A 20,943-nucleotide genomic window follows, 5' to 3' on the forward strand; every position below is an offset into this window, starting at 1 on the left:
TTTTATTTATAAAATAGATTAATGTGATGATAAATAACAAAAAGTTAACTATTGGCCTCGTGGCGGGTGAATTATCTGGTGATATATTGGGCGCGGGCTTAATCGGCGCACTCAAAAAGATATATCCCAATGCTGAGTTTGTTGGGATAGCTGGCCCAAAAATGCAGGCCGCAGGATGCCGTACCTTGTTTGACATGGAAGAGCTTGCGGTGATGGGGCTTGTCGAAGTGCTGGGTCGACTGCCTAGGTTGCTTAAGATCCGTAAACAACTTGTGCAATACTTTATTGATAATCCGCCAGATATTTATGTTGGCATAGACGCCCCTGACTTCAATTTACGCGTTGAAAAGCCACTTAAAAAAGCGGGAATTAAAACCGTCCAATATGTGAGCCCCTCAGTCTGGGCATGGCGTCAAAAACGTATTTATAGCATTGCCGAAGCGACCAATTTAGTTTTGTCCCTGTTACCATTTGAAAAATCATTCTACGATAAACATGATGTGCCTTGCAGGTTTGTGGGTCATACTTTAGCGGATGAAATTGAGCTGGATCATGATAGCAGCGCCGCGCGTGCGGCGCTTGGGCTAAGTGAAAAAGACCTAGTACTGGCTTTACTGCCGGGTAGCCGAGGTTCAGAAGTCGGGCTATTGAGCGAAACATATTTACAAGCTGCACAAAAGCTTAAGTTGCGTTTGCCGTCGCTGAAAATCATCGTGCCGTTGGTAAATGCAAAGCGTCGTGCGCAGTTTGAAGCCATTTTAAAGCAAACGACGCCAGAGTTGAGTGTCATGATGCTCGATGGTCAATCCAGTACCGCGATGTCTGCGGCAAATGCTGTGTTATTGGCGTCAGGAACGGCGACACTAGAAGCCATGTTGTATAAAAAGCCGATGGTGGTGGGGTATAAATTTAAACCGCTCAGCTATTGGATTTTCAAGAACTTTTTCACCTTCAATATCAAATATTTCTCTTTGCCAAACTTATTGGCGGACGAGCGTTTAGTGCCAGAGTTTTTACAGCAAGAGTGTAACTCAGATGCGCTTGCGGACGCTTTATACCCCATGCTCAAAGGGGATAATAGCGTTTTAATCGACAAGTTTTACGAAATTCACCATAACATTCGTCTTGATGCCAGCAAGCAAGCGGCAAATGCAGTAGAGGAGTTAATTAATGCAGATTGAGCGCCCTGACGTACGGTACATCGCTGGTGTGGATGAAGTCGGCCGTGGCCCCTTGGTAGGTGATGTAGTGACTGCTGCGGTTATTTTAGACCCAAATAACCCTATCACTGGATTGAATGATTCAAAAAAGCTGACTGAAAAAAAGCGTGAGCTACTCGCTGAAGAAATAAAACAAAAAGCACTCAGTTACAGCATAGGTCGAGCATCGGTTGCAGAAATTGACGAGCTTAATATTTTACACGCTACTATGCTCGCCATGAGCCGAGCGGTTGAAGGGCTTAGCATCGGTCCTGATTTTGTATTTGTTGATGGCAATCGCCTACCCAAGCTCATGATGCCTGCACAAAGTGTTGTAAAGGGCGATAGTTTAGTGCCAGAGATCAGTGCCGCGTCTATCATTGCTAAAGTCGCACGAGACCAAGAAATGCTGGCGCTAGATGCTCAGTATCCTGAATTTGGCTTTGCAGGACATAAGGGTTATCCTACAAAAGCTCATTTTGCTGCGTTAGAAGAGCATGGTATTACACCACACCATAGAAAAAGTTTTAAACCAGTGCAGCGTATATTAGCCTTGAAGGAGCTATAGATATGGCTGCCCCAGAGTTTGTTCATTTACGTGTTCACAGTGATTTTTCTATGGTGGATGGGCTCGCCAAAACTAAGCCTATTGTCGCCAGAGCCGAAGAACTCGCACTCCCAGCATTTGCCATAACCGATCAGATGAATTTATGTGGTTTGGTGCGTTTTTATGGCGCGGCTCATGGGGCAGGGATCAAGCCTATTGTGGGTGCAGATATTTGGCTTAAGAGCGACGAATTTCCAGATGAACCCAGTCGCTTGGTAGTGCTGGCCAAAGACAACGAAGGTTATAAAAATCTCACCTTACTCATTTCCAAAGCCTATCAACGTGGTCATGTATTTCATCGCCCAGTGGTTGATAAACAATGGCTGGCAGAACATAAAGCAGGGCTTATTCTGCTCTCAGGTGCTAAAGATGGCGATGTAGGTAAAGCATTGCTTAAAGGCAACCCACAGCTGGTGCTCGATACCCTAGCGTTTTATGAACAACATTTTAAAGATCATTTTTTCTTAGAACTCACACGTACTGGTCGCGCACAAGAAGAAGAGTATTTACATGCGGCTGTGGCTATAGCCTGCGAGCGAGACTTGCCGGTAGTGGCCACTAACGAAGTGGTATTTTTGCATGAGCACGACTTCGAAGCCCATGAAATTAGAGTGGCAATCCATGATGGCTACACACTTGAAGACAAACGCCGTCCAAAACGTTTCTCAAAAGAGCAATACCTAAAAACGCCCGAGCAGATGCTGGAGTTGTTCAGTGATATTCCAGAAGCGCTTGAGAATAGCGTTGAAATTGCCAAGCGCTGTAACGTCACGGTACAGCTGGGCACATACTTCTTACCAGATTATCCGACTGGTGATTTAAAAATTGAGGACTTTCTGGTTAAGGTATCCAGAGATGGATTGGAAGAGCGTTTACAATTTTTATTCCCTGATGAACAAGAACGTGCAGAAAAACGCGTTGAATACGATGAGCGTTTACAAATAGAGCTAGACGTTATCAACCAAATGGGGTTTCCGGGCTACTTCTTGATAGTAATGGAGTTCATTCAGTGGAGTAAAGATAACAATATACCGGTAGGCCCTGGGCGTGGTTCGGGTGCAGGTTCTCTTGTGGCTTATGCGCTAAAAATTACCGACCTTGACCCTTTGGAATTTGACTTACTATTTGAGCGATTCCTAAACCCTGAACGTATTTCGATGCCCGACTTCGACGTTGACTTTTGTATGGACCGTCGAGATGAGGTAATTGACCACGTAGCCATGTTGTATGGCCGTGATGCGGTATCACAGATCATCACATTTGGTACCATGGCAGCAAAAGCGGTAATTCGAGATGTGGGTCGAGTGCTTGGTCACCCTTATGGCTTCGTTGATCGCATTTCTAAACTCGTCCCAGGCGATCCAGGCATGACCTTGGCAAAAGCCTTTGATGTTGAGCCAAGATTGCCAGAGGCTTATGACGGTGATGAAGAAGTTAAAGATCTCATCGACATGTGTCGTATTTTGGAAGGCTGTACGCGAAACGCCGGTAAACACGCCGGTGGTGTGGTTATCTCGCCAACAACCATTACTGACTTTGCCGCTTTATATTGCGATGAAGAAGGGAAGTTTCCAGTTACCCAGTTTGATAAAAACGACGTTGAAACCGCGGGTCTCGTAAAGTTTGACTTCTTGGGACTTAGAACGCTCACTATTTTACAGTGGGCGTTAGACATGACCAACGAGCGACTAGCTCGCGAAGGCAAAAAGCCGGTTGATATTAACGCTATTCCTTTGGATGATAGAGCAAGTATCGAGCTGCTTCTACGCGCAGAGACAACGGCGGTGTTCCAGCTAGAATCCCGTGGTATGAAGGACTTGATCCGTCGCCTAAAGCCTGACTGCTTTGAAGATATGATTGCATTAGTAGCCCTGTTCAGACCTGGGCCACTGCAGTCGGGCATGGTAGATAACTTTATCGACCGTAAGCACGGTAGAGAGGAACTCTCTTACCCAGACGCGCAATGGCAACACGAAAGTCTAATCCCAATTCTTGAACCCACCTACGGTATCATCCTATATCAGGAGCAGGTAATGCAGATTGCTCAGGTACTGGCGGGCTATACGCTAGGTGGCGCGGACATGCTACGTCGTGCCATGGGTAAGAAAAAACCGGAGGAGATGGCCAAGCAGCGTTCAACCTTTGAAGAAGGTGCAATTGCCAACGGAGTTGATGGCGAACTTGCAATGAAAATCTTCGACTTGGTAGAAAAGTTCGCGGGATATGGCTTTAACAAATCACACTCTGCCGCCTATGCTTTGGTGTCTTATCAAACACTGTGGATGAAAACTCATTACCCAGCTGAATTTATGGCGGCGGTAATGTCTGCGGATATGGATAACACCGACAAAATCGTTACGCTGGTTGATGAATGTGAGAACATGAAGCTCACCTTATTGCCACCCGATGTGAATGCAGGTGTTTATAAGTTTACCGTAAATCGTCAGGGTGAAATTGTTTACGGTATTGGTGCTATCAAAGGCGTAGGTGAGGGACCGGTAGAAGCTATTTTAGAAGCGAGAGAACAAGGCGGCGAGTTTAAAGATCTCTTTGATTTTTGTGCGCGAGTTGACCTCAAACGCTTAAATAAACGTGTGGTTGAAAAGCTTATCTATGCGGGTGCTTTGGACAAACTTGGACCGGAGAAAACCCAGCCTGGGCGGGCGACATTACTTGCTAGCCTAACAGGGGCGATGAAATCAGCCGAGCAACACCACAAGGCCGAATCGCTCGGCCAATCTGATTTATTTGGGTTATTGGCGGTAGAGCCTGAGCAGGTAGAACAAGCCTTTACCAGCGCGTTGCCGCTCACCGATAATCAGTGGTTAGATGGTGAGAAAGAAACGTTAGGTTTGTACTTAACGGGTCACCCTATCAATCAATACAGAAAAGAGTTAAAGCACTACACGTCGGGTCGGTTAATCGATTTGCAGCCGACTAACCGCGATGTACAGTCTACCGCTGCGGGCTTAGTGATTAATGCTAGAACCTTGATAAATAAGAAAGGGAATCGCTGGGGCTTGATAACTTTAGATGACAAGAGTGCCCGTATTGATGTACGCTTATTCCCAGAACAGTTTGAAATGTACCAAGAATTGCTGCAAATTAACCAAATCTTGGTAATAACAGGACAGGTCAGCTTTGATAACTTCTCTGGGGGCATTACAATGACCGCCAGAGACGTCTGCACTATAGCGCAAGCACGAGAGAAACGTATTCGTGCGATAAAAATGACGCTAAATATGGTGCAAATTGAAGCAAACTTCTTCGAAAATTTACGAAAAGTACTGGAACCTTATAAATTTGGTACGTGTCCGATAAAGATAACGTATCAACGTCCAGACGCGTTAGCTGAGTTAACGCTGGGAACCCAATGGTGTGTGACGCCTACTGATGATCTATTGACTCGATTATCACAAATGGCGGCGCAAGAAATAGAACTAGAATTTAACTAATTAGGTAGTTTAGAGCATGAGCCTCAATTATCTTGATTTTGAGCTTCCCATTGCAGAATTGGAAGTAAAAATAAAAGAGTTACAAAATGTTAGCCGTTCAGGCAGTTTAGATCTGAGCCTTGAAGAAGAGATTACGCGTTTAAAAGAGAAAAACGTTGAGTTAACCAAAAAGGTCTTTTCAGGCTTAGGTGCTTGGCAGGTTTCTCAATTGGCTCGTCATCCACTTCGTCCGTACACTCGCGATTACATCAACCGTATTTTTACTGAGTTTGATGAATTTGCAGGGGATCGTACATTTGCCAATGACCCGGCTATTTTAGGGGGAGTTGCGCGTCTTGATGGTCAACCTGTTATGGTGATCGGTCAGCAAAAAGGGCGTGACACGGCTGAAAAAATTAAACGCAATTTCGGCATGCCAAAACCTGAAGGTTATCGCAAAGCGTTACGCCTGATGGAAATGGCTGAGCGTTTTAAAATGCCAATTATCACGTTTATCGACACCCCTGGAGCTTATCCAGGCGTAGGTGCTGAAGAGCGTGGTCAAAGTGAAGCCATTGCACGTAACTTAAAAGTTATGGCCGCATTGAAAGTGCCAACCATTTGTACGGTTATTGGTGAAGGTGGCTCAGGTGGTGCGTTGGCAATTGGCGTGGGCGACCGTGTAAACATGTTGCAATACAGCACATACTCAGTTATTTCGCCAGAAGGCTGTGCTTCAATTCTTTGGAAAAGTGCAGAAAAAGCGCCACTTGCTGCTGAAGCTATGGGTGTATCTGCGCAACGCGTAAAAGAGTTGGACCTGATCAACAACATCATTGAAGAGCCTTTAGGTGGCGCACATCGTGATTACGATAGTATGGCTAAAAACCTCAAAGTGCAGCTAAAGCGTGATTTAGCTGAACTGGAAGAATTGGGCACTGATAAGATGCTAGAGCAGCGCTATCAAAGACTGATGTCTTTTGGTTATTGCTAAAAGTCAGTTGTGTTTATGCACTGATCCAGTGATACAATAAAAGAGCCGCTATGAGCGGCTTTTTTACGTTGTGAATTATGAAAGATACCACGCTATACAAACAGTTTTTATCAGCAGTTGATGCGTTAAACCCAAATCGCAGGCCTATGAGTGTAGCCTTGTCGGGAGGCGTTGATTCTGTAGTGCTACTGCATCTGTGCCATACGTTACGCACAGAGCAACCTGAGTGTATGGTAGAGGCTATTTATATCGATCATGGCCTGTCGGCTGACTCACCTATGTGGCAGCAGTTTTGCCAACGTCTTTGTCAGTCTTTACATATTGAATTTAAAGCCACCTCAGTGTTGGTCGAGCAAAAGGCACGCCATAGCTTAGAATCCCAAGCGCGCGAGGCACGCTACGCAGCGCTTGATAAACTTGCAGCTACAGGTGGCGTGTTAGTTTTAGGGCAACATGCTGATGATCAACTGGAAACATTCTTACTAAGGTTGAAGCGTGGTTCAGGGCTAACCGGTTTGGCGGCAATGCGACCGAGCATTTTACTTGAGTCAGGGCGTCAGTGTATCAGGCCTTTACTCAACGTAAGTCGCCAAGATATTGAAGCATTTGCAAAAACTTTTACCATTTCTCACATTGAAGATCATTCCAATCAAGACGATCGATTCGACCGTAACTTTTTGCGTAATCAAGTTTTACCGTTACTTAAGTCACGCTTCAAGGGGTTTGTTAATAGCGCCCTGCGTAGTATTGAATTACTACAGCAACAGCAGTTGTTGATTGAAGAGATCACTGAGCAAGATTTACAACTGTGTCAAACCGCAGAGCGCACATTAGATTTGGTTGCGTTGGCAAAGCTTAGCCATGCTCGGCAGGCCAATGTGGTGCGAGCTTGGCTACAAAGTCATAACCTGAAAATGCCAGCAAAGGTGGTGTTGTCACAGCTGTTGCATCAGGCTTTTACCAGCAAACAAGATGCGCAGCTGGGTATTTCTTTGGGGCATGCTGAAATTAAACGATATCGACAGCATTTGTATGTCGTCACGCCACAAATAATACCAACATCACAGATCATTACCCATTCACGCTGCGTAAAAATAGATGATAGCAACATAATTACGCCTCACCTTGGTCGGGGAGTCCGCTTACCAAAGGGTGATGAGCAAGTGTCGGTACAGTTTGGCCGCATGAATGAGAGGATCAGACCGTTGAATAAGCCTGGTCGCAACACAGTAAGACATTGGCTAAAAGAAGCGGGCGTGCCGAGCTGGCAACGTGACCATGTGCCGCTTATTTTTTATAACGAACAGTTAGTACAAGTTGTTGGGTTTTATTTGGAACATACGCTGTTCGATGCGCAACAAGGTATACAATGGGAAGTAACAAAAAGTGAATAATCAAGAAATCGGAAAATCGTTGGCTAGCAAAGCACCTTGGGCGTTGCTGTTCAATATCGCTTTGTTTGCGCTGTTAGGTGTGGTTGACGGTGCACCACTGTTGTCTAACCTTTTGTTTTCATTGCTGTTTGGTGCTATAAGCTCTACCTTTCTGCTGCTGTACTGGCATGAAAAAGGTGGCAGCTTTTTTATTTTCGCACTGTTGATGCCATTAATGCTGATCATAGTCAGTGAGTTGAGTAACTTTGTGGCGCTGGCTTGGGTAATAAATGGCTACTTTTTTGGGTTCGCCTTAGCGCTGATCATTTATCGCGTAGGGTTTCTAAGAGATGCCGTCGAGCATTAAAAATTGCAGGCTCCACTTAGGGAGGCAGAGCCTGCCAAAGAATTACTAGCTAGTTCTTGCGCAGTTACGACCATCTGCTTTGGCTTTGTACAAGCCTTTGTCTGTACGGGCAAAAATACTCGTCTCACAGTCTTTTATGTTAGACAGTGTGTAGCCGATACTGGTTGTGACAGCAAACTTAGACAGCAAATGGCACTGGCGTACTGCATGCATAACGCGCTCAGCAATGACCTTATTGGTGGTAAATTGCGGGTCGTCAATGATGATAGCAAACTCATCGCCACCAAAACGATATACCGTGTCTGTGGTACGCACCGATTGCTTTAAGATATCTGCAAATTTAATCAATACTTCATCACCTGCGCTGTGGCCGTGACGGTCATTAACTTGCTTGAAATTGTCTAAATCTAGCAACATCAAACTGAAATTACTTTGTAGGCGGCGGCCACGCTCGATACGCTGCGCTAAGTTGTCGCTAAATTGGCTGCGATTATAAAGGCCTGTTAACGAGTCTCTAGTGGCAAGTTTTAGTACTCTGTTATACGTCAAAGCATTACGCATTGGATAAAGCAGTGTACTGTGCAAACGGCATAACTTCTCCTTTATCGCATCACTTAGCTGATACTGACAGAAGTAAACAAGCTGGCCTAGATGCTCTTCGTTGAGCTCAAGATCAAACTTGTATGGCGTATGCTGATTGTCACTGTTGTACATTTGCGCTACACCCAACGATGAGTGAAATTGTAGACCTGAGAGTTTGATAATGCGCTGTACGTGTTCAGCAAACACGGTTAATAACTCGTCGATATGAAGCGTTGTTTGCAACTCTTCTATCAGTTTATAGATGGGATCTGCCTCACGGTTGATATATTGCTCGGTGTTGAACGGCAAATAATCGCCGCGTGTTGACACGCGTTGAGCCAAAATATGGACATTTTCCATTCAATATTCCCCTAATGTACTACTATTGTCTTACTTTAAGCGAGAATTGTGCCAACAATTTAAACTGGCTGAAAAACAGTTGCTTGCTATATTTAATTGACAAACACTTTCTCTATTTTCCAGATTTTTGACGCCTTGGAGGCCATTTGCAGAACATTTTTGCCGAGGTTTTTGCCCTTTTGCTTGCCGCTGTGGTTTTGGTGTGGCTATTTAAGCGTGTTGGCTTGCCGGCCATTTTGGCGTATCTAGTTACAGGTGTGTTAGCTGGCAGTCACGGCATTGGCTGGATGAGCATCAGTTATGAAATGCACTTTATAGCAGAGCTTGGCATTGTGTTTTTGTTGTTTAGTCTTGGCTTGGAGTTTTCTGTTCCAAAGCTTATGGCAATGCGCAATTTGGTGTTTGGCCTTGGCAGTTTGCAAGTGTTAATAACCACCATAGTGGGCATGTTTGTTGTTAAAGCACTTAATTATGATTGGCTCAGTGCGTTTGTGATAGCCAGTTTGATGGCGCTGTCGTCAACCGCTGTGGTTGTTAAAATACTCAAAGAAAGCGGCAAACTCAACTTACGTCGGGGGCAGTTGGCGATTGGTATGTTGTTGTTTCAGGATATTGCCGTTGTGCCCTTATTGATTGCCTTTCCGCTGATTGCTCAATCAAACAATCAAGTACTCATCGGGGCTTTGACTTTTGCTTTGGCAAAAGGCGCATTTGTATGTTTATTACTTTGGGCCATTGGTAAATGGTGCTTGCCTAAAATATTTAATGAAGTAGCCTCGGTACGTACCGATGAGCTGTTTGTGCTGACCACCTTGGTAGTAGCCTTGTGTGCAGGTGGGCTGACTTATTTGTTTGGTCTATCAATGGCACTGGGCGCTTTTTTGGCGGGGATGATGCTTGGTGAGAGCCAATATAGGCATCAGCTTGAAGCCGAGATCAGGCCATTTCGAGATATTTTAATGGGGCTGTTTTTTGTCACGGTAGGGATGCAACTCAATGTGCCTTATGTGGCGGATAAAATTGCCTACATCATTTTGGCTTTAGGCGCATTGCTACTACTTAAGGTATTGATCATCGCGTTACTTGCACAGCTCATGGGAGAGCGGAAGAAAGATGCGGTGGCCGCGGGGATTTTACTGTGGCAAATGGGGGAGTTTGGCTTTGTGCTTGTGGCGCTGGCAAGCAAACACAATCTACTGGATTTAAACAGCGCATCCTTTTTAGTGGCACTTGGGGTGCTATCTATGGCGATTACTCCCTACATGATTGATAGAACCTCCGTCATACTACGCACGCTTAATATCAATGGTGAACGATATAAAAACGACTACAACCATAATATTAATACCGAGAGCTTGAGCGACCATGTGGTGATTTTAGGCTATGGGCGAGTGGGGCAAACGATTGCGCGGTTTTTAAAGCCTGAAGCGATTCCCTACGTGGCGATTGAGCGCAACCCAATGTTGGTCCAAGAAGCCCAAACCGCAGGGGAGCCGGTGATGTTTGGTTATTCAGGGTCGCAAGCACTATTAAAGTCAGCCAATGTCGACAAGGCGCGATTGGTGATCATCACTTGCTCGGACTTTAACCAAAGCCAAGAGGTGATCGATGCGATAAAGCGTGTCGCGCCTGAGGTTAAAATATTGGCGCGCTCCACCGATGATAGCTATTTGGATTCACTCAAAGCTTTGGGCGTAACCGAGGTGGTGCCTGAAGCCTTGGAGGCAAGCTTAATGCTGGTATCGCATGTGTTACATATGTCGGGGGTGCCGATGCGGCGCATTTTTAAGCGAGTGAGTAAAGAGCGCCACAATCGCTACGAATATTTACATGGCTTTTTTGCCGGAGATGAGCAAGACCCGCTTGAGGCGAACGTAGACAGGCTCGAATACCTTCATGCGTTAGCACTGCCAGAGTCAGCATTTGCTGTTGATAAGACCATTGAGCAGCTGAATCTAGATAAACAAAAAGTGGCCATTACTGCGCTTCGCAGAAATGGCGAAGAGCTGTCGTCACCAGTACAAAGTATGGTGTTGCAAGCTAGTGATGTATTAGTGCTCAAGGGTAAGCCAAGGAGAGTGGAGCGCGCCGAACAATATTTGTTGAACGGTTAACGCCACTTGTTACTATCGAGCTCTAAAAACGCGCGCATTTCATCTAATCTTGCCATTCCATCTTGATAGCCAATTTCTATCAAGTGTTGGGTATAACTTTTCTCAAACAACAGGTAGCTGGTTAAACTTGAGCTGGAGTGGCGTTTAACACCAATGGTACGTAGTAGCACTTTAATGGCCAGCGGCATATCATCGTAATATTGCTCGGCAATGTCTCTAAAGTTAACGGTTGGGTTGACCACCAAAGTATCTATCACCTTTAGCTCATTGTGTTTTTCGCGAGATGGTAGCAGGCCAATGGTGCGATTAACGCGTTGTAGTCGCTCCAAGTCAGATTGCAGCGTGTCGCTAAATACACTGTCGAGCAAGTGACCAGCAATTGCTGACATCCCCGGAAAATGTGGCTCATATCCTAAAGGCGCGCGTATTTTGGGTTGCTCCACACCAATCACAAATATTTTCTCTGCGCCTAAATGAATAGAAGGGCTCAGCGGTGATAATTGGTGAATGGAGCCATCACCGTAGTAATGGTGTTTAACCCGAACGCTTGGAAACACCATAGGAATAGCGCTGGAGGCCATCAATACATCTAACGAAATACGACCGGGCACACCTTCTCGTTTTGCTCGTTGCCAGGTTTCGGCATCTTTGGCTTGGTAATAGGCCACCGAACGGCCAGTGGAATAGCTCGATACTGTGATAGAAATAGCATCAATAAACTGTTTATGTATATTTCGCTCAATACGACCGAGATCTAATACCTCACTTAACAAACTACGCAGCGGTGAATTATCAAGTAAGCTTGCAGGTGGATGGTTAAGGTGGCTTGATTGAAAACTACGCATAGCATTGGCAATCAAATAGCCAAATGCCCCGAGAAAGTCACTACGATAAACCATGTGTGAGTGGAAACTCTTCCATACCCATTCAATTTTGCGCACAGCCAAGTGCATACAAGAGGCATAGCAAGCAAGCGCCGCTGAGTTTATAGCGCCTGCGGAGGTGCCATTGATGATTTGAAACGGCAGTGGTGCAGTGCGTGGCATGCTCAGCGCTAATGCTTTGAGCACACCTACCTGATAGGCGGCTCGAGCGCCACCACCGGTAAGCAGCAAGGCGACCTTTGGACGATTAGCTTTGCGTTGTTTTAAATTCATATATCCTCGAAAAATAATGAACTTTTGACTATATTGCTCATCAGTAGATAATAGTCTTGCTATCATCGCAGTATAAGTGCTTTCACTTTTACTTTATGTTTTAATTTTTAAATATTCAAAAGAATATTGTTTTTCAAGCTAATTTTATGGAGCGGTTATGTCAGAGCCCAGTTCGGAGCATACTCACAAAAAGGGTCCGTCACGCAGTCAATTGTTGCTGGCAGCCAGCGTTTTGGTTGCATTAGTGGTGGTAGTGGTTTTTGTATTATCAAAACAAAATGAGCACAAGCAAGAAAATACCAAGTTCTCTCAAGACGTCGTTGAGCAGCCGCAAAGCTCACAACAGCTCAATACCGCACAGTCACAACAACAGGATGTTGAGCCAGAAAATGCCCCGGAGCCCGTTGAACAACCCCCACAAGCTCAGCGTGATGAATCGCCACTAGAAGTAGAAACGGCCACACCAGAAGAGCCTGAACTACCAGCGCTGGATAACAGCGATGAAGTAGTAAAACAAAGCGTAGCGCAGCTGATGAGTGAAAAAGCGTTAGCACTGTTGGTGAGTGACGATATGGTACGCCGTGGCGTGGTGTTTGTGGACAATCTTGCCAAAGGTAAAATCGCTGAAAAACACATGCCCGTGAAAAAACCACAAGAACCGTTTATGGCTCTTGAGGGTGATATTGTAGTGACCGACCCAAATAGTTTTGAGCGCTATACACCGTATGTTGATCTTTTATCGAGCATGAGCACGGCGCAAATTGTACGCTTATTTGACAGGTTTAAGCCGCTTATCTCACAAGCCTATGAAGAAATTGGCTATGATGGAGAAGATTTTAACCTGACGCTAGATAAAGCCATTACCGAGCTTTTAAACACGCCAATTCCAAAGAGTAACATTCCGCTTATCAAAGACTCCGTAACGTATCGTTATGCTTATCCAGAGTGGGAGCAACTATCTGAGGCGCAAAAGCAGTTTTTACGCATGGGCCCAGAGAACATGAAAAAAGTAAAACAGCGCCTAGAAGCCCTACAAAAGTCGCTCAATAAGTAGCAATCCCAACAGCCAACTGCTGGATGTTTAAGCAGTTGGCTTATTTAACCCAGTTTTCCCTTGAAACTATACCCGAAACTAGAGATAATCCTTCCCGCGCCAAACAAGGCCCTCAATGGTAGTCTTATTGGTCCTCTCGCAACAATAGCAGGTGAATCTGGTCAGGCCCGGAAGGGAGCAGCCACAGCTTGTGACTTGTGTGCCGGGATGTGGCTGGTAAGACTACCACCCAAATTTTTATTTTTGTTGTTTGAAGTGTAAGTTGTCATATTAGCCCTTCAAACCTGTCAGAATTTGCATAATAACCTGTCATAGTCTAATTATTAATGAGCACAAATCGTTGGATCTAATAATGATTAGGCGGAAGCTCAAACATTCCAGAGTAAAAAACTTATACAAATTTGCCAGCGCAAAGAACAATTGTATGTGTTTAGTCGAAAGCTCACTCGAGTATGATGCATGCTTTCATTTTGAATATTCCCCTAAAATAAAATGTTTTGAAGCGCAGCCCCTGGGTTTCATGTATGAATTTGAAGGGAAAAGCAACAGGTATACCCCCGACTTTCTGCTCACCAATACATCAAATAAACAGCAGCTGATTGAAATTAAACCTAAATATAAAACGGAAAGCTCAGACTTTATTGCTCGATTCTCTCAAAAACGCAAAACAGCTAGAGAAGATCTCGGAATTGATCTTGTCTTAGTGACAGATGCACAGATTTGTATTGAACCCATGCTGGATAATCTTAAGCTATTACATCAGTATGCAGGGTATCAAGCACTTACAGAGTTACAACTTACTATTCTTAATCTACTTGCTCGTTATAAAAAACTTCGTGTTGGTGAACTTACCCAACTTATCAAAGTAACCGTGGGTGATATCTTTTCTTCAATTTGTAGGCTGTTAACTCTTGGTAAAATTAGCTCAGATCTTTCTTCTAAGCTCAGCTTAGATTCACTGGTATGGCGTGATGAATAAAGATGACTTTGGTTTTGAAGATGAGTTTACTAATGAGCCTGCACTATTTAAGCCCATTGAGCCGAAGTCAATTAATCGAGATTTAGCTACATATCCTAAAAACATCCAACAAACCGCAGTTGCTCGAACTAAATATTTGCAATGGATTTCAAAACGATTGATTGGAGGATGGACGGAGAAAAACTTAACTTCTTTGTTAAAAGATATCCCAAGCTTTGAAGGGGAAAAGGTTCCTTCATGGCGAACGTTAGCAAGGTGGCACAAGCTATATGTAGAATCAGGCGGAAACATACTTTCGCTCGTCCCGAGGCACGACCGCAAGGGCAATAGAAATACACTTTCAGAGACAGACAAATTTTTCGAGATGGCTCTGAATCGCTATCGCACAAAAGAGCGCCTATCTGTTGCGGCGGTGTATAGATATTACAAAGACCTCATAACATTGGAGAACGATTCGGTTATCTCTACGCCTTTAAAAGCTTTGTCTTACAAAGCATTCAAAAACCGAATAGACAGCTTACCTCAATATGATCTGATGGTGGATAGATATGGCAAACGACTTGCTGATATTGAGTTTGCCAAAGTTGATAGCCACACCTTACCTCTAAGACCTTTAGAAAGAGTAGAAATTGATCACACTCCATTGGATGTAATTTTGCTTGATGATGAAACACTCGTGCCTTTGGGTCGGGCCAATCTAACATTACTGATGGATGTATATAGCCGGTGCATTATTGGATTTCATATTGGTTTTAAAAGCCCAGGCTATATCGCTGTAATGCAGGCTATAAGGCAAGCAATGATACCAAAGGAGTCTATCGTAAGTAGGTATTCTGATATAACAGGTGATTGGCCGTGTCATGGAAAGATAGGTACTTTAGTGGTTGATAACGCCTGCGAGTTTTGGTGTGAATCGTTAGACTCTGCTTGCCGTCAGGTAGTTACAAATATCCAATTTAACAAAATAGAACGTCCTTGGCATAAACCTTTTGTAGAAGGTGCATTTAAGACGATCAACAATAAGTACAATGGTGATATCCTCGGGAAAACCTTCTCAAACATAGCCGAAAAACATGATTATGATCCAAAGAAATATGCTCATGTAAGATTTAGTACATATGTTCATCAGTTTCATAAGTGGGTTATAGACGTTTATCATAAGGAACCAGATTCACGTTACCGCTATATACCATATGAATTGTGGCAAGAAGGGAATGAGAAAACGCCAGTGTATACGTTGGATGCTCAAGAAATAGAAGATTTAGACGTCGTTCTAGGTATTACCGCTGAGCGCACCATACGCAAGGGTGGTATTACATATGAACACATTAGGTATGATAGTGATGAGCTTTCTAGCCTGCGAAAGCTAATGGCACGAAATGAATCAAGAAAAGTAACTATCAAAATAAATCCAAACGATCTCTCTGAAATTTATGTATTTATAAAAGGTGAAGATGGCTATATTACTGTGCCAAGTGTGAGTCCTAAGCAAGAACAAATTAAAGGTCTTTCACTTGATATGCATAAGATAAATGTTCGCCTTTTGAGAGAAAATACTTATGAAAAAGTTGATGAGGTAAGTTTAGCTAAGGCTAGGCTCTACATTAACGAGCGCATTGAAGAGGAAGTAAAAGAAGTCTCTCAAGCCCTCAGAAAAGCGAAAGTTAAAGGGGTGAAAGCAATTGCTAGAGCTAAAAATATTAACAATGAAAACCTGACCTCAATAGCAGCTCCAGCCTTACCCTCTAAAAACAAAGAAGAGATAAAAACGGATCAGCCAAAAGACGACGATAACTGGGATGATTTTGTCTCAGATCTTGAGGCGTTTTAGTTATGCTGACCGAGGCTAAAAAGGCAAAACTCAATCAATTCAAAGCGGTGTTTATTGAATACACCATACCAAAGACCATCATAAATGATTTCGACAAACTGCGTTTGCATCACGACCTTGCGGGTGAAAAGCCATGCATGATGTTAAGTGGTGATACTGGCTGTGGTAAATCTGCATTGATTAAACATTATTACGAAAACAACCCACCACACTTTGCTGATGGCCGGCGCAAAGTCCCCGTACTGCTAAGCCGAATACCGAGTAACCCATCAATTGAATCCACCTTAAAGCAGTTGCTGCACGACCTAGGACAGTTTGGAGCTAAATCTAGCAAACGACTTAAACATGGCAATGAAATCGCGTTGGCTGAAAGTTTAGTTGAGCAACTAAAACGCTCAGGTACGGAGCTAATTATTATTGATGAGTTTCAAGAGCTTGTTGAAAACAACCTAGGTAAAAAGCGCCGAGACATTGCAAATCAGTTTAAATACATTAATGAAAAAGCGGGGATCTCCATTGTATTAGTCGGTATGCCTTGGATAGATCAAATAGCCGATGAGCCTCAGTGGTCATCACGTATTTTTATTCGCCGCTTTATTCCTTACTTTAAAATATCAGAGAAAAAAGAGCTTCAACTATTTATTCGTGTTCTTAAGGGGTTTGCAAATCGATTGCCATTTTCAGACAAACCCCGCTTTGAGGATTTGGAAATTGTATTATCACTTTTTGCCATTTCAAATGGCTGCCTTCGAAAGCTGAAAAACTTCTTAGACTCAGCACTTACCGAAGCACTTATCAGTGACACTGTAACGCTCAACAAGCAATGCTTAAGTTCTGCGTTTAAGGCATGGCGGCCAGAACTCGACAATGTATTTGAGATGAATGTTAATGAAATTGAGGGATGTGAGGTGGAACAGTATTCCACGTTTAAACCTGATGGGCCTCAAGATGAAGATCCGTTTATAGGTCCCCAGTTTTGTAAGAAAGTCCCGTTGGTGCGGTTGTTGAAGAAATGATAAAAATTTAGAGGTAACTTTTGGAGAAGCTTGTGATTAAGTGCCTATATTGTGAAAGAAGTGAGTTTGAGAGCGGAAAAGGATCTAATGAGCATGCTATTTTATCGAGCTTAGGGGGTAAGAAAACTTCGCGAAATATTTGTTGTGTGTCATGTAATAAAAGGCTGGGTGATGAAATTGATAAAGGTTTAGCCAATGAATTTGTTTTTATCTCAAATTTTTTGAACATAACTACGGGAAGGAAGAAAAAGGCGAAAACGATAAAAAATGCGGGAAGCATTGATGGATTTGACTTTGAACTCAAGTCAGGGGGCTCCCCTTATATTTCAAAAGTGACAGGTAATACCCTTCCTGCTGACGGTAACGCAATCAAAATGAGTTTCCAAGCTAGGAATCCTGAAGAAGCTTTAAAATTGATGGAGCAGTTTGCTTTAAGTAATGGTAAATCTCTGGATGACGTGGTGGATACTTCCGTAAAAGTCACCACAACCTATGATATACCAAAGGTTATGGGCTCTTTTAGATTAGGGGGAGAGCCGTTTTTTAGATCTGTATGTAAAATGATGGTTACTTACTTAGCGACACTATGTGATAGTGAAAGGCTGCGGGATGGATCGTTTGAAAAAGTTATAGATTACATAACAGGGAAAGCCACACAGCGTGTAGAAGTTTCTTTTGATTACAACACAAACTTTCCAGAACTAAAGTGGGGTTCGGAGTTTTACCATCAAATCTTCATTTGGGCTGATCCTAAGGAAAAATTGGTTTTTTGTGGGTTAAAGCTTTTTAATCATATTAATCTAAGCTGTGTATTAAGCCGCTCTTGGGAAGGAGGCGAGATTAAAAGATATCATGCCGTTGATCCTATAAGCTCGCAATCTGTTGACTGTGACGCTGATTTCGGTTGTAAAACTATAAATGACCTTGTTGAAGAACGAGGCTATGATGAGAAGCAGTTTGAGCAAGTTCTTGGCCGACTTATAACTTCTGTAATTAACCAACAACAGATAAAAGCGCGGGAAAATAACTTTAATGAAGCTATTAAGTATGCATTGGCTTCGACAGGTACTCAGGACTTAACAACAGAAAACTTAGATAAATTCATAAATACTGTTTTACAATACCTTGAAGCTCAAATGTTCAATGGAGCATTTGAGCAAACACTAACATTGGAACAATTAAAGCAGCTGAAATAAATTCATTTAATTGGCCTACATTATAAAGAGGCCAAACTTCTGCTGAGTATCCAAATTACCAAAGCGTTACGTAGATTTCGAAGGTGTACTTTGATGAACCGCTGAAACTAAGTATTTCTTAGTGAAAAATTTAATGTGGATAGGCACCCAAACTTGTAACTGTCCAGCTAGGTTCAGCTGTGAAATTAAAGGCTGTGAGATGGAGAAGTATTCCATGTATAGATCTGATGGGCCTCAAGATTAAGACACATTTATAGATACACAGTTTTGTAAGAAAGTACCACTGGTTCAGTTGTTGAAGAAGTGAAATTATATTTAACCTAATTTGTTGACGACAGTGTTTTCAAGGTCTAATTTTTAGATACGCAAGCGTATCGCTTGTCCTTTAACCATTGAAATAGATAGAAGATTTTGAGGATATAGCCTGTGAATTGCAGGCGTTCGTTAAAAAACGAACTCGTCCGAGGGAGCCCGACACTTTCCCACTCAAACCCAGAGTAGAGGTTGACGTCTAGGCTAGGCCGTTTCGAGGAATGGCGTACTCAAAGTCAATTCGATGGATAAGGTATTCCTCGATTCATCCTACAGTATGGGCAGGCCTAGCCTACTAGTAAGAAGCGAAAATATGGAATTAATTGACTACTATGATAAAGATTCAGGGAACTCTATAAGCTCGATAAAAAATTTATGCTTGGCGTTGGATATAGATGAGTCCGAATTGGATGAGATTAGCCAGCTTGGTGATGATAGGTATGTAAAGTCAGAAGTGCCGAAGTCTTCTGGTGGTGTAAGGGTCGTCTATAACCCCCATCGAACACTAAGAAAAGTTCAGCGGCGTATAAACAACCGTATATTTAATCCAAAAAGTGGTGCGATAATACACTGGCCGAGCTTCATCTATGGTTCGATCCCAAATCAGCACCTTTTGCATGGAGAGCTGGAACATAAGGACTACGTAGCTTGTGTAAAAAATCATTGTCTACGTAGTAGTATCCTGAAAGTCGACGTACAGGACTTTTTCAATAATATTCACATTGATCATGTTGTTGGAATATTCACCAGTTTTTTTAAGTATCCTGATGATGTATCAAACTGCTTAGCGGAACTTTGCTGTTACAAAGGCTTTGTTGTTCAAGGAGCCCTAACCTCTAGTTATATTGCTTCGTTATGTCTGTTCGACGTCGAACCCGATGTTGTGAGGAGAGTTAAGCGCAAAGGCTTGGTATATACCAGGTTGGTTGACGATATTACAATTTCTTCAATGGATAGAGACTACGACTTTTCTTATGTAAAAAGCCTCGTCATAGATATGCTTCATGAAAAAGATTTGCCAGTAAATGTTGAAAAAACTAACGTTTTTAGGGTTTCTGAAGGTCCACTATTGGTTCATGGGCTTAGAATTTCGTTTCGAGAACCTCGCTTGCCTGCGGATGAAATTTCTAGAATTCGAGCTTCAGTTAAAAATGTTGAACGCCTTGCGTCTGAACCGAAATTTAGAACGACCCATGCGTATCGACAAGACTACAATCGCTGTATGGGAAGAGTCAATAAGCTAAAGCGAGTGGGACATAATCAGCATAAAAAGTTAACTGAACGGTTATTAAAAGTGCACCCAAAGCCGTCAAAAAAAGATTTAAAACGAATCAAGGTTATGATTTCAACGTTAGAGCGAGATTATGAGAAAAAAGGTGATAACTACTGGTTTTATAAAAGGTTTTATAGAGCTCAAGAGAGATTAAACCTTATTGCTAAATCTTATCCTAACTATGTCAATAAATTACGTCCTAGACTAAAAAAAGTGTTTCCTAATTATGATAAAAGTTAATGAGCTAAAAACTAAGTTTTGGTGTTTTAGTATGTTCCCTTTTTCACTTAGTTTGATTGTTTCTATCGTATTTTACATAGCAACTTTTCGCAGTAGCAATGTAGGTAACATGGATTTTTGTTTGAGCAATTCCTGCACCCTGAATTTTGCTTCTATTTTCGCATCATCAATTAAAGCTTTGGAGATAGGGTTTTCGGTTAGCCTTGGTGTTGCTACGGTGTATGGTATTTATATTGCGTTACATAGCTATATAAGCCATCAAGAGACAGCAAAATTCTCAAATCATCTAGCTCACTATCAACTGTTTAAAGGATTTCTTTCTACAGAGGCATCGAATACTCTTCGATTATCACCAAAAGCGATTAACTCATTCAAATTTTACAATTTGATCTTTCCAGAATCTAGAGAGGGAATTTTAACTCCATCTGAAAGATACATAGACTTTCTGCAGCATCTTGATGCAGTGGTAAAGGACAGCAACAGCAAGGTTGTAGATCTGAGCCAAGGGTCTTTTAAATACAAGCCACATCAACAGAAAATGAAAGGGCTACTTGCTACTGTAGGCATAGAAATTGAGTTTCTTCCAAGAAGAGACTTTTATGAGTTGGAAGGTGACGTATTTAAACTAGTTGGCAGAGTTAACTCTGAGTTTTGTCATTATGTGGATATGCCAGTATTACCAGACAGGCATTATATTTAGTGATGCTCTTCTCATTCAATGCATGCATATTCAGCTCTGAATAAATATTAGAAAGCAGAAAAGAAAATGTGGCACGTTTGAGCTTAACTAAGTATTCCTTAGTACCAAAGTGGGCGCTATACTAAGAGAATCTTAGCTATTGAAGTTTGTAGCTG

General features: G+C 42.8%; 16 protein-coding genes and 1 other RNA gene. 15 read left to right on the forward strand and 2 right to left on the reverse strand.

Features of this window, described 5'->3' with window-relative positions:
* Window positions 1-23: 23 nt before the first annotated feature.
* From lpxB to L1070_RS03470, 6 genes are all read left to right on the forward strand, one after another.
* Complete coding sequence (gene lpxB, locus L1070_RS03445) at window positions 24-1,181, forward strand: lipid-A-disaccharide synthase (protein WP_237124503.1); 1,158 nt, start codon at window positions 24-26, stop codon at window positions 1,179-1,181.
* Window positions 1,171-1,767, forward strand: a complete 597-nt coding sequence (gene rnhB, locus L1070_RS03450; RefSeq protein WP_237124504.1) for a ribonuclease HII — start codon at window positions 1,171-1,173, stop codon at window positions 1,765-1,767. The genes lpxB and rnhB overlap by 11 nt, the downstream gene beginning before the upstream one ends.
* Window positions 1,768-1,769: 2 nt before the next feature.
* Window positions 1,770-5,261 (forward strand): DNA polymerase III subunit alpha, encoded by a 3,492-nt coding sequence (dnaE, locus tag L1070_RS03455; RefSeq protein ID WP_237124505.1) that lies wholly within the window; start codon window positions 1,770-1,772, stop codon window positions 5,259-5,261.
* A gap of 16 nt (window positions 5,262-5,277) precedes the next feature.
* On the forward strand, window positions 5,278-6,234 hold the full coding sequence (gene accA / locus L1070_RS03460) for an acetyl-CoA carboxylase carboxyl transferase subunit alpha (protein ID WP_070984268.1): 957 nt from the start codon (window positions 5,278-5,280) through the stop codon (window positions 6,232-6,234).
* Between the two features lie 77 nt (window positions 6,235-6,311).
* Complete coding sequence (tilS, locus tag L1070_RS03465) at window positions 6,312-7,628, forward strand: tRNA lysidine(34) synthetase TilS (protein WP_237124506.1); 1,317 nt, start codon at window positions 6,312-6,314, stop codon at window positions 7,626-7,628.
* The gene (locus tag L1070_RS03470; protein WP_237124507.1) at window positions 7,621-7,974 is read left to right on the forward strand and encodes a hypothetical protein; all 354 of its coding nucleotides are present in this window, start codon (window positions 7,621-7,623) and stop codon (window positions 7,972-7,974) included. Before tilS ends, L1070_RS03470 begins: the two co-directional genes overlap by 8 nt.
* Window positions 7,975-8,019: 45 nt before the next feature.
* Here the strand turns inward: L1070_RS03470 and L1070_RS03475 are convergent, their stop codons facing one another.
* A complete protein-coding gene (locus L1070_RS03475; protein WP_237124508.1) occupies window positions 8,020-8,916 on the reverse strand; it encodes a GGDEF domain-containing protein in 897 nt (298 codons plus the stop codon).
* A gap of 146 nt (window positions 8,917-9,062) precedes the next feature.
* On the opposite strand from L1070_RS03475, the gene L1070_RS03480 reads away from it, so the two are divergent.
* A complete protein-coding gene (locus L1070_RS03480; RefSeq protein ID WP_237124509.1) occupies window positions 9,063-11,030 on the forward strand; it encodes a cation:proton antiporter in 1,968 nt (655 codons plus the stop codon).
* Here the strand turns inward: L1070_RS03480 and L1070_RS03485 are convergent.
* Window positions 11,027-12,187 (reverse strand): patatin-like phospholipase family protein, encoded by a 1,161-nt coding sequence (locus L1070_RS03485; RefSeq protein ID WP_237124510.1) that lies wholly within the window; start codon window positions 12,185-12,187, stop codon window positions 11,027-11,029. The genes L1070_RS03480 and L1070_RS03485 overlap by 4 nt on opposite strands.
* A 157-nt stretch (window positions 12,188-12,344) precedes the next feature.
* On the opposite strand from L1070_RS03485, the gene L1070_RS03490 reads away from it, so the two are divergent.
* The 8 genes from L1070_RS03490 (at window position 12,345) to L1070_RS03525 (ending at window position 20,788) form a co-directional block, all read left to right on the forward strand.
* On the forward strand, window positions 12,345-13,241 hold the full coding sequence (locus L1070_RS03490) for a DUF3014 domain-containing protein (protein WP_237124511.1): 897 nt from the start codon (window positions 12,345-12,347) through the stop codon (window positions 13,239-13,241).
* Between the two features lie 125 nt (window positions 13,242-13,366).
* An RNA gene (ffs, locus tag L1070_RS03495) (signal recognition particle sRNA small type) lies at window positions 13,367-13,463 on the forward strand.
* Window positions 13,464-13,665: 202 nt separating this feature from the next.
* The gene (locus tag L1070_RS03500) at window positions 13,666-14,220 is read left to right on the forward strand and encodes a TnsA endonuclease N-terminal domain-containing protein (protein ID WP_275423234.1); all 555 of its coding nucleotides are present in this window, start codon (window positions 13,666-13,668) and stop codon (window positions 14,218-14,220) included.
* The gene (locus L1070_RS03505) at window positions 14,213-16,051 is read left to right on the forward strand and encodes a Mu transposase C-terminal domain-containing protein (RefSeq protein ID WP_237124513.1); all 1,839 of its coding nucleotides are present in this window, start codon (window positions 14,213-14,215) and stop codon (window positions 16,049-16,051) included. Before L1070_RS03500 ends, L1070_RS03505 begins: the two co-directional genes overlap by 8 nt.
* A gap of 2 nt (window positions 16,052-16,053) precedes the next feature.
* Window positions 16,054-17,067: a TniB family NTP-binding protein gene (locus L1070_RS03510; RefSeq protein ID WP_237124514.1), complete on the forward strand. Its 1,014-nt coding sequence runs from the start codon at window positions 16,054-16,056 to the stop codon at window positions 17,065-17,067.
* Window positions 17,068-17,099: 32 nt separating this feature from the next.
* Entirely contained in the window at window positions 17,100-18,263 is a 1,164-nt protein-coding gene (locus tag L1070_RS03515) for an HNH endonuclease (RefSeq protein ID WP_237124515.1), read from the forward strand.
* A gap of 625 nt (window positions 18,264-18,888) precedes the next feature.
* Window positions 18,889-20,088: a reverse transcriptase family protein gene (locus tag L1070_RS03520; protein ID WP_237124516.1), complete on the forward strand. Its 1,200-nt coding sequence runs from the start codon at window positions 18,889-18,891 to the stop codon at window positions 20,086-20,088.
* Entirely contained in the window at window positions 20,075-20,788 is a 714-nt protein-coding gene (locus L1070_RS03525; RefSeq protein ID WP_237124517.1) for a retron Ec48 family effector membrane protein, read from the forward strand. The genes L1070_RS03520 and L1070_RS03525 overlap by 14 nt, the downstream gene beginning before the upstream one ends.
* The last annotated feature ends 155 nt before the right edge of the window (window positions 20,789-20,943 follow it).

It is taken from the genome of Pseudoalteromonas sp. MMG022 (assembly GCF_021654245.1).
GTDB lineage: Bacteria > Pseudomonadota > Gammaproteobacteria > Enterobacterales > Alteromonadaceae > Pseudoalteromonas > Pseudoalteromonas amylolytica.